The organism is Desulfosporosinus nitroreducens (assembly GCF_023897015.1).
In the GTDB taxonomy this organism is placed as follows: Bacteria; Bacillota; Desulfitobacteriia; order Desulfitobacteriales; family Desulfitobacteriaceae; genus Desulfosporosinus; species Desulfosporosinus nitroreducens.
The window spans coordinates 27,673-39,409 of sequence record NZ_JAMHFY010000012.1 but is presented as its reverse complement, the minus strand read 5'-3'; the positions used below and the strand labels follow the sequence as shown (position 1 = coordinate 39,409).

At 39.7% G+C, this 11,737-nt stretch carries 11 protein-coding genes; all 11 read right to left on the bottom strand.

Annotated features, from left to right (window positions below; translation table 11 throughout):
- Nucleotides 1-373 precede the first annotated feature (373 nt).
- Nucleotides 374-730 (bottom strand): hypothetical protein, encoded by a 357-nt coding sequence (locus M8E35_RS14080; RefSeq protein WP_252469807.1) that lies wholly within the window; start codon nt 728-730, stop codon nt 374-376.
- Between the two features lie 133 nt (nt 731-863).
- Nucleotides 864-2,237, bottom strand: a complete 1,374-nt coding sequence (locus M8E35_RS14075) for a C4-dicarboxylate ABC transporter (protein ID WP_252469805.1) — start codon at nt 2,235-2,237, stop codon at nt 864-866.
- Nucleotides 2,238-2,415: 178 nt separating this feature from the next.
- Nucleotides 2,416-3,063: an SdpI family protein gene (locus M8E35_RS14070; protein ID WP_252469804.1), complete on the bottom strand. Its 648-nt coding sequence runs from the start codon at nt 3,061-3,063 to the stop codon at nt 2,416-2,418.
- Nucleotides 3,053-3,331 carry an autorepressor SdpR family transcription factor gene (locus M8E35_RS14065; RefSeq protein WP_073030064.1) on the bottom strand — a complete coding sequence of 93 codons (279 nt, stop codon included), beginning with the start codon at nt 3,329-3,331 and terminating at the stop codon, nt 3,053-3,055. The genes M8E35_RS14070 and M8E35_RS14065 overlap by 11 nt, the downstream gene beginning before the upstream one ends.
- Nucleotides 3,332-3,439: 108 nt before the next feature.
- Nucleotides 3,440-4,468: a threonine aldolase family protein gene (locus tag M8E35_RS14060; protein ID WP_252469803.1), complete on the bottom strand. Its 1,029-nt coding sequence runs from the start codon at nt 4,466-4,468 to the stop codon at nt 3,440-3,442.
- 106 nt (nt 4,469-4,574) lie between these two features.
- Nucleotides 4,575-5,642 carry a dual-specificity RNA methyltransferase RlmN gene (gene rlmN / locus M8E35_RS14055; protein WP_252469802.1) on the bottom strand — a complete coding sequence of 356 codons (1,068 nt, stop codon included), beginning with the start codon at nt 5,640-5,642 and terminating at the stop codon, nt 4,575-4,577.
- Nucleotides 5,643-5,897: 255 nt separating this feature from the next.
- Nucleotides 5,898-7,634 carry a pyruvate kinase gene (gene pyk / locus M8E35_RS14050; RefSeq protein WP_252469801.1) on the bottom strand — a complete coding sequence of 579 codons (1,737 nt, stop codon included), beginning with the start codon at nt 7,632-7,634 and terminating at the stop codon, nt 5,898-5,900.
- A gap of 18 nt (nt 7,635-7,652) precedes the next feature.
- Nucleotides 7,653-8,663 (bottom strand): type I glyceraldehyde-3-phosphate dehydrogenase, encoded by a 1,011-nt coding sequence (gene gap / locus M8E35_RS14045; protein ID WP_252469800.1) that lies wholly within the window; start codon nt 8,661-8,663, stop codon nt 7,653-7,655.
- Between the two features lie 353 nt (nt 8,664-9,016).
- Complete coding sequence (locus M8E35_RS14040; RefSeq protein ID WP_252469799.1) at nt 9,017-9,259, bottom strand: hypothetical protein; 243 nt, start codon at nt 9,257-9,259, stop codon at nt 9,017-9,019.
- A gap of 43 nt (nt 9,260-9,302) precedes the next feature.
- On the bottom strand, nt 9,303-10,442 hold the full coding sequence (gene nspC, locus M8E35_RS14035; protein WP_252469798.1) for a carboxynorspermidine decarboxylase: 1,140 nt from the start codon (nt 10,440-10,442) through the stop codon (nt 9,303-9,305).
- Between the two features lie 10 nt (nt 10,443-10,452).
- On the bottom strand, nt 10,453-11,652 hold the full coding sequence (locus tag M8E35_RS14030) for a saccharopine dehydrogenase family protein (RefSeq protein ID WP_252469797.1): 1,200 nt from the start codon (nt 11,650-11,652) through the stop codon (nt 10,453-10,455).
- Nucleotides 11,653-11,737: the final 85 nt, after the last annotated feature.

Genomic DNA, 11,737 nt, shown 5'->3' with positions numbered 1-11,737 from the left:
ACAGTCAATGCGTGCTGACCCTTTAATCCACTCACCTGCCTACCGCTTTGGCAATAATATTTAACTATTATAAACATTTATTCTTTTATAAATTGACAAACGCTCTATATCCGGATATCCTGAATATAGTACTATGAATATCAGAATTATCAAACTATAAATTGTGCAATTCGTTGTTAAAGGAGGATTAAATATGCGAGCGATAAGATTTCTCTGGGGATTCTTAGTTTTCTTTGGTACTTGGCTTTGGCCTTATGATGAACAAACATTAACGGACGCTAAATAAACGTCCGTCTTTTTTTGCACTTATACATAACAAAAGACATGAACAATTTCTTGTTCATGTCTTTTGTTATCATGGCAGAATCACCTTTTACAAATTATCATTCAAGTATCCTAATAGTTCGATGAAAGAAGTTCGAGTCGTCTCTGGAGCAAGTAGGATCTCAAAATAGATAATTTGGTCCGATTTATTAATATCAGATGTTACCTTCTCAATAATGCCCTTGCGAAAAAGCAAAGATTCTTTAAGCTTCGAAATCGTCAGTTGAGCTTCCTTCTCTAAATAAGAGATAATATTACTGTATTGGCCTAGGTTAAAGTCGCGATAAAATTTCACTTTATTTAAAGACGCGAACGTCACCTGGTACGGAACTAGGCAAAATTCTCTCGTTTCTTCAAAGTCACTCATCATAGCTACATTTGCATTACCCGATAATAAACCTTTCACGATTTTCTCCCCCCGCACTATGCTGCCAGTTGCATATGTATTTGGGCTCATTTCATAGTCCCATTTTAATATATTAATACGAAGCCAAGTTCTTTTTTAAGGGGGTCTGAGCCTATAAAATAAGAGGAGTTCATTATACCCACCCAATTAGTCGAATAATCGTCAAGGTGGTGAGCATTACCCCAGAGGCAATTAAGACATATAATGCATTCCATCGGGGCCCTACATAAATTGGAGACTGGCCTGTCATTCCGGACAATGCAATAACAGTAGCAGAAGAAGGCGAAATCGAAATTCCCATCGCCCAACTAATGGCCAAAATAAGGGCTAGATAAGTCGGAGTCACACCATAAGCAGCGGCTTTGACTGTCCCTCCAATAATAGTCACTGGTATGATAGGGTGAATACCTAAAGCAGACAGCATAAGAATTGCAATAATAATTACAATAGCCAGCAATAAAGCGTTTTGACCAACGAACTTGGCTAAAATCACTGAAATATAATTTCCTAAGTGGGAGTAATTAATGCTAGTAGCAAATAGTCCGGCACCTACAAAAAGAATAATTTCATTTTGCAGTTTTGGCAGACTTTCATTAAAATAACATTTGAAGTCCCTCATTAGAATCCTCAAACGCCCTATTATTCCCAGCCAAATGACAGGGTATATTAAGGCCGCCAAAGAAACAACAATGACTGTATGTATCCCAGTTAGCAGTGATACAACCGCAATAGCAGAAATCAAAATTATGCTAAAAATACTTAATTCAACAATCTTTCCCCCGTCAAATTTCAGATCAGGTTCCTCTGCAACGGAAGCAAATGGTTTATCGGCTCTTTTTTCTTCATACATCGTCATAAAATAACCAACCAAACCCGACATAACACCAAATAAAATGGCGTAAGGAAAAAACAGAATCCAACTTGCTCCGCTTAATTGCACAATCAGGGCAATTGCCGCTGTCGTAGGCGCCCATATTGTGCACGTCGCAAATCCACGCAGGATTGCTGAGCTTAACAGCTTTTTATTAGAACTTATACTGCTGGCCTCACTTATCTGAAGCACTAGTGGAACCACCGCCAAATTAACTAATACACCGACAAAAGCAGAAACAAAGCTTACTAGCAAATAAAAACGACTGTTATTATAAACATAGCGTCGAAATAAACCTTGTAATGCCTCAAAATAACCTCCATGCCTAATAGGAATGCCTAATAGCGGTACTAAAGTGAACATCACAACCAAGTATATATTTTCTTGCAATGCTTGTTGCCATACGCTTAAAGGAGCATGATAGAAGAGAAAAAGAATTATGCTCAATCCAAACAACAGACCGCCAATAATCAAAGTAGTACCCGAAACTACTATAAAACTCAGCCCAACCACAATAAGCATCAGAATGAGATTAAAGTCATTAATCAAATTCGATTTTATAAACAAATTAAACAGAAAAATAATCGCTATACCCAGAGTGAGTACGCTGCGAATACGATTAAACAGACCCTTCATAACTAAACCCCTTGCTTATATCTAAGGATATTTCTCAGCTATATCCTATTGTATCATATTCTTCACAAATACTTATCAGCATGAGTATAAAGCAAACAAACAAGGGGGGCCAGTGTTAACGCCTCTGAAACGCACACCGGTCTCCCCTGTTTCCCACTCGGATTGGTTTATAAACAGATTACCTTTGTTTTCGATACTGAAGCCACGAAAATAGGATTGGCTCAATTGACACTATGAGTATCACAGCAAAATAAACAACAGCACTTCCAAAGCCGGGCAGGAATGCCAGGACACTCATAATGAACCCTGCAATAAACCACACAAAACCTCCATGACGGTGTGTTTTTGCCCATACGGCCTCATTGTTAAGCGTCCAAGGCGTTTTTATGCCCACAAAATAATTCTGCTTAAACTTTGGCATTAAATTACCAAGGACTATGAAAAGAATACCTATCATTAGCTTGACGATTGTATCTACTTTAATAAAAGCAGCACCCATGCTGATGGATATGATAACCATTTGTAAGACTGCAAAAAACACAACTAGAATTAATCTAATAATAAAGTATTGCCCCTTGAATCTATCGTAGTTCTCTTTCTTAGGATCAATTTTAGGCAATACAGTGGCCAAAATTGTGATCACTATGCCAATAACCGGGGGCATAAAGGCCCAGGGGAATTTGGGATACCATGCATCAATCTCACCATAAATGTTCCAATGCATAGGAATCTCGGGTGGCAACCCACTAAAAACGAATAACGTAATAAGCAAAGGCAACAAGGCAATCGCCCACATTAATTTCATAAGGACTTTTTCATTTTTCATTTTTATCGACTCCTTTCAGCTCTATCAACCACGCCATAATTTCTTCAATAACCGAAGTGTTTAACTCGTAGAAAATGTATTTGCCATCCCGGCGATCCGTTACAAGTCCCCCGCCCTTTAAGACCGAAAGATGGTGCGACACGGTTGCCTGGGTCATAGAAAAATGAGCTGCAATATCCCCTGCAGTCATATCCCCATCCTTAAGCAAATTTAATATTTCTCGTCGAGTTTTATCTGACATTGCCTTTAAGGATTCTTGAAACCCCATGTCGATCCCCCTTCATTTAGATGTCTGTCTAAATGTAATTTTACCCTACTAACATAAAAAAAACAAGATACATTTAGATGGATTTCTAAATGTATCTTGTTGTATTCATTATCTAATGGCATTCTTCATATCTCCGATAAAAGCTAAAACTGCATCTTCACTTGTGGCCCAAGAGGTTACGAGGCGGATTGCTGAGTGATCGTCATCGATTCCTGCCCAAACATAGAACGAATAATTTTCCTGAAGCTTTGAGATCAACCAATTAGGCAAGATCGGGAAAATCTGATTGGACGTTGAGTGAGTCAAAAACTTGCAACCTGCTCGACTAAACTCATTTTTTAGCAACCTAGCCATTTCATTAGCGTGTTTTGCCAGATCGAAATACAGGTCATCTCTGAAAAGCTCTAAAAACTGTATACCTAGAACTCTGCCTTTGGCAAGCAGTCCCCCTCTTTGCTTAATATAAAATCGAAAATCATCTTTTAGTGACTCTCGACAGATCACAAGTGCTTCGCCCATCAGGGCACCATTTTTGGTTCCACCAATGTAAAAAGCATCGACTAATGTGCCCAAATCATAAAGATCAAGATCATTCTCTTCTGAACACAGCGCTGAGCCTAATCGCGCACCATCCATATATAAAAACAGGTTATTGCTCTCACAAAACTGGCTTAACTGTTCTAGTTCAGCTTTCGTGTAAATTGAACCAATTTCAGTGGGATTGGAGATATAAACCAATTTTAGTTTTACCATATGTTCGTCCGTGTGAGCATCCAAGACAGATTTGATACAAGCAGGGTCAAGCTTCCCGTCACTAACTTCGCAAGAGAGGATTTTGTGCCCCGTGGCTTCGATTGCCCCAGTCTCATGAACAAGGATATGACCAGTGTTGGCTGCAATAACCGCCTCATGCGGCCGTAAAAAAGCGGAAATAACAGTTAGGTTTGTTTGTGTTCCTCCGGAGAAGAGGTGGATATCAATGTCGTTACGCTTGATCCTTTTTTTCATCAGATCAATTGCTTGTTTAGAATAATCATCCTCTCCATAGCCTTTCATTTGCAAGAGGTTTGTTTCAATTAAAGCATTCAATATCCTTGGGTGAGCGCCTTCACTATAATCGTCTTTAAAACTGTACATTATTTTGCAGATTCTCCTTTTATCATTTGTTGCTAAGTACCAGCTATGACTCATACTATGTTTTTCAAAAAGTCTGCCTGATATTTGAGGTCACGTTAAGAAACTCCTAATTTTCTTGGCTTGCATAGATTTGTTTACTTCTTAGCTGTCCGCAAGCTGCATCGATATCTCTGCCGTGTTCGAGACGAATACTACAGTTGATGCCGTCTTTTTTCAAGACATCATAAAAAGCCAACATCGTTTCATGGTTGCTTCTTTGATATTGATGATGTTCATCCACTGGATTATAAGGAATTAAATTAATATTAATGAGATGTCTCATATTTTCTATCAGGGAAGCAAGTTCTAGGGCCTGCTCCCGATGGTCGTTCAAATCCTTAATTAGAATATATTCCAAAGTAATTCTGCGCTTCGTCTTTTTCAGATAGTATTCAACAGCCTCAATTACTTTTTCGATCGGAAAGACACGATTGATTTTCATGATCTGTGTTCGCAATTCGTTTGTTGGTGCGTGTAATGAAATCGCAAGGTTCACCTTCAAATCGCTATCGGCAAATTCATATATCTTGTCTGCCAAGCCGCTGGTTGATACAGTGATATGTCTGCCTGGAACAGCTAATCCTTTGTGATCTATTATAATACGTATAGCGTCAACTACATTTACATAATTATCAAAAGGCTCGCCAATCCCCATCACCACAACGTGACTCACCTTTTCGCCTTTATTATCACTATCCAAATATTGTTGAACTTTCATAATTTGTTCGACGATTTCACCACTGGATAAGTCACGTTGTTTCATTAATAAACCACTTGCACAAAAACTGCATCCAATGTTACAGCCTACCTGAGTTGTGACACAAACGGATAAACCAAATTTATGTCTCATTAATACTGTTTCAATCAGATTATCATCCTCTAATTTGAACAAAAACTTAATCGTTCCGTCCATTGATTCTTGCTTTACATGTTCGCTTAATGATTTAAAGACAAAATGATCGGCTAATAATTGCAGACACTCTTGATTGACATCTGTCATCGCTAAAAAATTTGTTACCCGCTTCCTATAAAGCCAATCCCAGACTTTTAAAGCGCGAGACTTCTTATGACCATATTCCTTAAGGCATTCTATCAGTTGTTCTAATGTCAATCCATAAATGGATTCTTTTTTCATCGTTAACCTCTCTTTAAACCTTGTATAACAATGCCAGAGTCCTTAACATCTTGATCAAGTCTCTGGCATTTGATTTTTTGGAATTTGTCTATGAGCGTATCATATCGTAAATTATATCATATCTGCTAAATCACAGCTACAATTGTAAGAATTTAGGATCGGATTTGATTCAATGTCTGATCGAATAACCCAATAACAAAATAGAAGGATAGCTCTGCTACCCTTCTATTTTCACAATCCCATGTCTCTTTGTCTCTATAATATACTCACGGAACCCTCATACATTAAGCCTGTCAGGGCATCAACCGTTAAAGACTGTCCATCAAACACCTTGGAGAAAGCATCTACAGCACCGACAATCGTTGGAATACCGAACTGTACTGCTACTATCGCAGCATGTGATGTCAAACCGCCTTCTTCAACTACTAACGCTCCAGCGCGAGCAATTAAGGGTACAAAACTTGCATCGGTTGACTCTGCGATAAGAATATCACCATCGTTAAAAGAATCCTTGCCCGGAATTTGGACTCTGCGCGCTAAGCCTGAATAGGACTTGCGCCCAATTCCGATACCCTTAGATAAAATATTTCCCATAATTTGAACTTTGATCATATTCGTGGAGCCAACCTTACCAATTGGAACACCTGCTGTAATGACCACTACATCACCAGACTTAATGTAGTTTTTATTTAAAGATGTATTTACGGCAACTGAAACCATCTCATCCGTTCCTGAACTCTGAGGGACAACGATAGGCAGGACACCCCATTGCAAAGCTAATTTTCTTGCGGTTGCAGGAAATGGAGTAGCTGCCACAATCAAGGAAATGGGGCGATACTTCGAAATCATACATGCTGTTAATCCTGAATGGGTCGGTGTGAGAATGGCTGTAGCTTGTAAGTCTTTTGCTATGGTAAAACTTGCAAAACTAATCGCCTCAGCTACGTTGACTTGGGGATGGCGAGAGGCTTGATTGTCCAAACAAGTCAGTTCAGTGCGCTTAGATATTCTGTCCATCATTTGAACTGATTCAATGGGATATAGACCCGCTGCTGTTTCGCCAGATAACATAATGGCATCCGTACCATCCAGGATGGCATTGGCAACATCACTGGCCTCTGCTCGTGTGGGTCTCGGCTGGCGTATCATTGAATCTAACATCTGAGTTGCTACAATGACAGGTTTCCCCAATAGATTGCACTTAAGAATCATTTCCTTTTGCCTAATAGGGACTTCCTCTACTGGTATTTCTACCCCAAGGTCGCCGCGTGCTACCATGAGACCATCAGCAACTTCAAGAATTGAGTCTAAGTTATCCAGCCCTTCTCGGCTTTCAATCTTGGCTATAATATGTACATCCGCACCCATTTCTTCTACAACTCTGCGTACATCTAAAACATTTAAGGCCTTACGAGTAAAAGATGCGGCAATAAAATCAATTCCTTGGGAGATACCAAAGCGAATATCTTCTATATCTCTTTCTGTGACAGCTGGTAAATCAATGAGCGCGCTTGGAATATTTACCCCTTTTTGAGACTTTAGAATTCCACCATTGAGAATAATAGTATTAATAACTTCCTTATTCACAGCAGTAACTTCTAATTCAATTTGACCATCATCAATGAGAATACGACTGCTTGGGTTAACTTTACGCCACAAGTCAATATAAGTTATTCCAACTCGTTGCTGATTACCAAGTCTGCCTAGATCTGTATCCAGAATAAACCCTGACCCATTCTCAAGAATTACACCGTCCTCAGGAACTTTTCCCGTACGTATTTCTGGTCCTTTGGTATCAAGCAGAATACCCAAATGTTTTCCTGCTTTAACGGCTTCCTCTTTTAGAATTGCTATTCTGCGGCCATGTTCTTCGTGGGTTCCGTGCGAAAAATTGAGACGAGCAACGTCCATGCCTGCAGCTAGAAGAGCTTGAACCTTTTCCTTGGACTCACTTGCCGGACCGATAGTACAGACAATTTTTGTCCTCCTCATGGTACGTTTCCTCCTAACTTACACCCCTGCTGTAGCAATTAGCTTCACTAAATCAACAATACGACAGGAATAGCCCCATTCATTGTCATACCAAGCCAACACTTTAACCATGCGATCTCCCAGCATCGTAGTTGATAAACCATCCACGATTGAGCTGGCCTGATTACCGTTAAAGTCATGTGAAACAAGGGGTAATTCTGTGTATTCGAGATATCCGTTCATCGAACCGTTTGCCGCATCGCGCAAAGCACTATTGACTTCTTCCTTGGTGGCAGGGTTTGTTAAATTAGCCACAAAATCGACTAAGGACACATTCGGAGTAGGAACTCGAACCGCAAGGCCATTCATTTTCCCAGTTAATTCCGGTATAACAAGCGTAACTGCTTTGGCAGCTCCCGTGGTTGTCGGAATCATAGATTGATAAGCGGCCCTGGACCGGCGCCAATCTTTATGCTTTACGTCCACAGTCCGTTGATCATTGGTAACTGAATGGATTGTTGTCATCATTCCTAGTTCAATCCCAAACGAATCAACTAAGACTTTAGCAACAGGTGCCAGACAGTTGGTTGTACAGGACCCATTCGAAATTACATGGTGCTTTAAGGGATCATATTGATTATCATTAACCCCCATGACTATCGTAATATCTTCGTCTTTGGCCGGAGAGGAGATAAGAACCTTTTTAGCTCCAGCGGTAATATGTTGGGCTGCGTCATCACGTTTCTTGAATTTACCGGTACATTCAATCACGATGTCTACTCCGAGTTTACTCCAAGGTAAATTCAGAGGATTTCTGTCAGCAACAATTTCAATTCGCTTTCCATCAATAACTAGTGCACTTCCATCAACTTCCACTTTATTCGGAAGGGTTCCGTGAACTGAGTCATACTTGAGCAAATGGGCTAACATATCGGGACTTCCCATATCGTTAATTGCCACCACTTCGAAGGGCAGAGACTGGTTTAGGGCGGCACGAAGTGTAAGTCGACCAATTCGACCAAAACCTGTAATTGCTACGCGGAAACTCATGGTTAACCTCCTCTAAATATGCTTGTATACAACATTATATAATTCTGTACAGACAGTCAAATTCCTGCTTTAAAAACAGAATTTTTGCCTTTTAAGGCCAATTTTTAACTGCTCCGAAGAATGCTTAATCTCTTTGCCCTTCTCGCCATCCTCCAAAGCCTTGGCGCCAGCAATTTTTCTTTATAGTGAATTCCACGAAACGTATTAGACAAAAATTCAGACTGTGCCTGAACACAGCCTGAACCTAGAAAGAACTCAGTCAATTAAAGCTAAATAATTGCTGATGAAACTATGATGGCATTAAACTATGAATGAAAAATCTGATTCAACCGATTTCAGCTACTATTTCCTTGTCACGAATATTTTCTAGTTAAATTAATTCGTTGGATGTGACTACTGAAAGAATTTCTCGACTTTGCGAATATATTTATCCATTCTTCCGAGGAAAATAATGTTGTTATACTGGTTCGGCCTTCTAACATTAAAGAATATCTTTCCGGATAATCCGTCTCGATTACATCTAAAATCCCTTCTGGAAAATCCTGAACATATTTCTTTCTAATACTTGTTCTTTTATAATCAGCTAATTCATTCATACAATACCTCACCAGCAGGTTGAATATTATAGCAACCTATTCCTTAGGAAAGACGGGTTTTAAAATCTTCATAGCCAAATTGTCTAATGACTTTAATCCCTTCTTCTTCGTTAAAAAGTGCAATAGACGGGAGATTCACTCCATTGAACATATTATTCTTCACCATAGTATAGTGGGCCATGTCACAAAATACAAGCCTGTCACCTGGTTTTAAAGGCTCTCTGAAGGAATAATCACCAATAATATCTCCAGCAAGACAAGTAAGCCCCCCAAGCCTATAGGTGTGAGCATACTCACCTGCCTTGCCGCTCTCGATGATATTAGGCCTGTAAGGCATTTCAAGTACATCGGGCATATGACAAGCTGCGGAAGTATCCAAAATGGCAATTTTCATAGCATTGTCCACTATATCCAGGACTTTAGCCACTAAATATCCGGTATCTAAAGCAACAGCTTCACCTGGTTCCAAGTAGATATCCACCCCATATTTGTCCTGAAAATACTTTATAGAACGCACTAAGGTTTCTATATCGTAATCGGGTCTGGTGATATGATGCCCTCCACCAAAATTAAGCCATTTCATTTTTTTAATATATTCTCCGAACTTTTGATCGACCACACGAATCGTGCGTTCAAGGGTATCTGAATTCTGCTCACACATTGTATGGAAATGAAGTCCTTCGACCCCCTCTAATTCTTCGGGTCGGAAATTTGCTAAAGTCACACCAAGCCTTGAATACTGATAGCAAGGGTCATATATAGGGGTAGCTATCTCGGAATATTCCGGGTTGATGCGAATTCCACAGCTAATTGTCTTAGATTTAATACTTTTAACCTTCTCTTTAAATCTATTCCATTGATCAAAAGAATTAAAGGTAATATGATCACAATAGTTGAGAATTTTATCAAATTCTTCTTCAATGTAGGCTGGCGCATAAATATGAACTTCTTTCCCCATCTCTTCATAACCCAGTCTAGCCTCAAATAAGGAGCTAGCGGTTACACCTTTAAGATATTTGCTTACAAGAGGAAATATTGAATACATCGAAAATCCTTTTAAGGCAAGAAGAACCTTGCATCCCGTACGTTGTTGGATAGAATTCAGTATTTCTAGATTCTTTAAAAAAAGTCTCTCATCCACCAGATAACACGGTGTTGGCAGGTCAGTGATGTCAATGTCCAATTAATCCACCTCAATCTAGCAGAGTTGGCGAGAAATTTTCCTGCCACGGCAGACCGCACTTATTTAACGCTTCCATAAACGGATCAGGATCAAACTCTTCGACATTGAATACACCAGGTTTTTTCCATATGCCTTTGAGCATTAACATTGCTCCAATCATAGCCGGAACCCCTGTTGTATACGAAATAGCCTGGGATCCAACCTCAGCGTAACACTCTTGATGGTCACAAACATTATAAACATAATAAGTTTTAGGTTTGCCGTCTTTAATCCCTTGTATAATGCAACCGATATTAGTTTTCCCCTTAGTTCTTGGACCGAGGGATGCTGGATCGGGAAGTACAGCCTTTAAAAACTGCAAAGGAATAATCTGTTGCCCCTCAAAATCAATGGGCTCAATTGAGGTCATTCCAACATTCTCCAGGACACGTAAATGGTTGAGATAATTGTCCGAAAAGGTCATCCAAAATCTTATCCGCTTAATTCCCTTTATATTAAGAGCTAAGGACTCTAATTCTTCATGATACATAAGATAAATGCTCTTTGGGCCTATCTCCGGGAGGTCATAAACCTTCTTCATAGAAAGAGGGTCAGTTTCAACCCATGAACCATTTTCATAGTACCTTCCGTTGGCAGTTATCTCTCGAATATTAATTTCAGGGTTAAAATTTGTTGCGAAGGGATATCCATGATCCCCTGCGTTGGCATCAACAATATCAATGGAATGGATTTCATCAAAATAATGTTTTTGGGCATAGGCGCAGAAGATGCCGGTAACCCCTGGGTCAAATCCGCTTCCCAGCAAAGCAGTCACCCCTGCTTGAGCAAATTTTTCTCGATAAGCCCACTGCCATTTGTATTCAAACTTAGCGATATCAGGCGGCTCATAATTCGCCGTATCTAGATAATCCACACCTGTAGCCAAGCAAGCATCCATAATTGTCAAATCCTGATAGGGGAGCGCAAGGTTCATGACAATATCAGGTTTAAAACTCTTAATCAAATCTATGACCATATCCGTATTATCCGCATCGAGCTGAGCCGTATGTATTATTGTGCGGCTTCCTGCCAATTTGTTTTTGATCGCTTCACATTTTTCGACAGTTCTGCTGGCGATGCAAATCTCTTCAAATACATCCGGATTCTGGCAACATTTATGAATAGCAACACTGGCAACTCCTCCAGCACCGATAATTAAAGCTTTTCCCATTTTTCAGCACCCTCCAATCACTTTTACAACACTGCAAATTATACATAAACCTCTCTAAATAATCAATTAAAACCCACAAAATGAG

Bases quoted from the DNA above. Each gene is read 5' to 3' on its own strand.
- pyk (WP_252469801.1), bottom strand. From the start codon at position 7,634: ATGAGGAGGACAAAAATTGTCTGTACTATCGGTCCGGCAAGTGAGTCC.
- M8E35_RS14060 (WP_252469803.1), bottom strand. From the start codon at position 4,468: ATGTACAGTTTTAAAGACGATTATAGTGAAGGCGCTCACCCAAGGATA.
- M8E35_RS14065 (WP_073030064.1), bottom strand. From the start codon at position 3,331: ATGGGGTTTCAAGAATCCTTAAAGGCAATGTCAGATAAAACTCGACGA.
- M8E35_RS14030 (WP_252469797.1), bottom strand. From the start codon at position 11,652: ATGGGAAAAGCTTTAATTATCGGTGCTGGAGGAGTTGCCAGTGTTGCT.
- M8E35_RS14040 (WP_252469799.1), bottom strand. From the start codon at position 9,259: ATGAATGAATTAGCTGATTATAAAAGAACAAGTATTAGAAAGAAATAT.
- M8E35_RS14070 (WP_252469804.1), bottom strand. From the start codon at position 3,063: ATGAAAAATGAAAAAGTCCTTATGAAATTAATGTGGGCGATTGCCTTG.
- gap (WP_252469800.1), bottom strand. From the start codon at position 8,663: ATGAGTTTCCGCGTAGCAATTACAGGTTTTGGTCGAATTGGTCGACTT.
- rlmN (WP_252469802.1), bottom strand. From the start codon at position 5,642: ATGAAAAAAGAATCCATTTATGGATTGACATTAGAACAACTGATAGAA.
- M8E35_RS14075 (WP_252469805.1), bottom strand. From the start codon at position 2,237: ATGAAGGGTCTGTTTAATCGTATTCGCAGCGTACTCACTCTGGGTATA.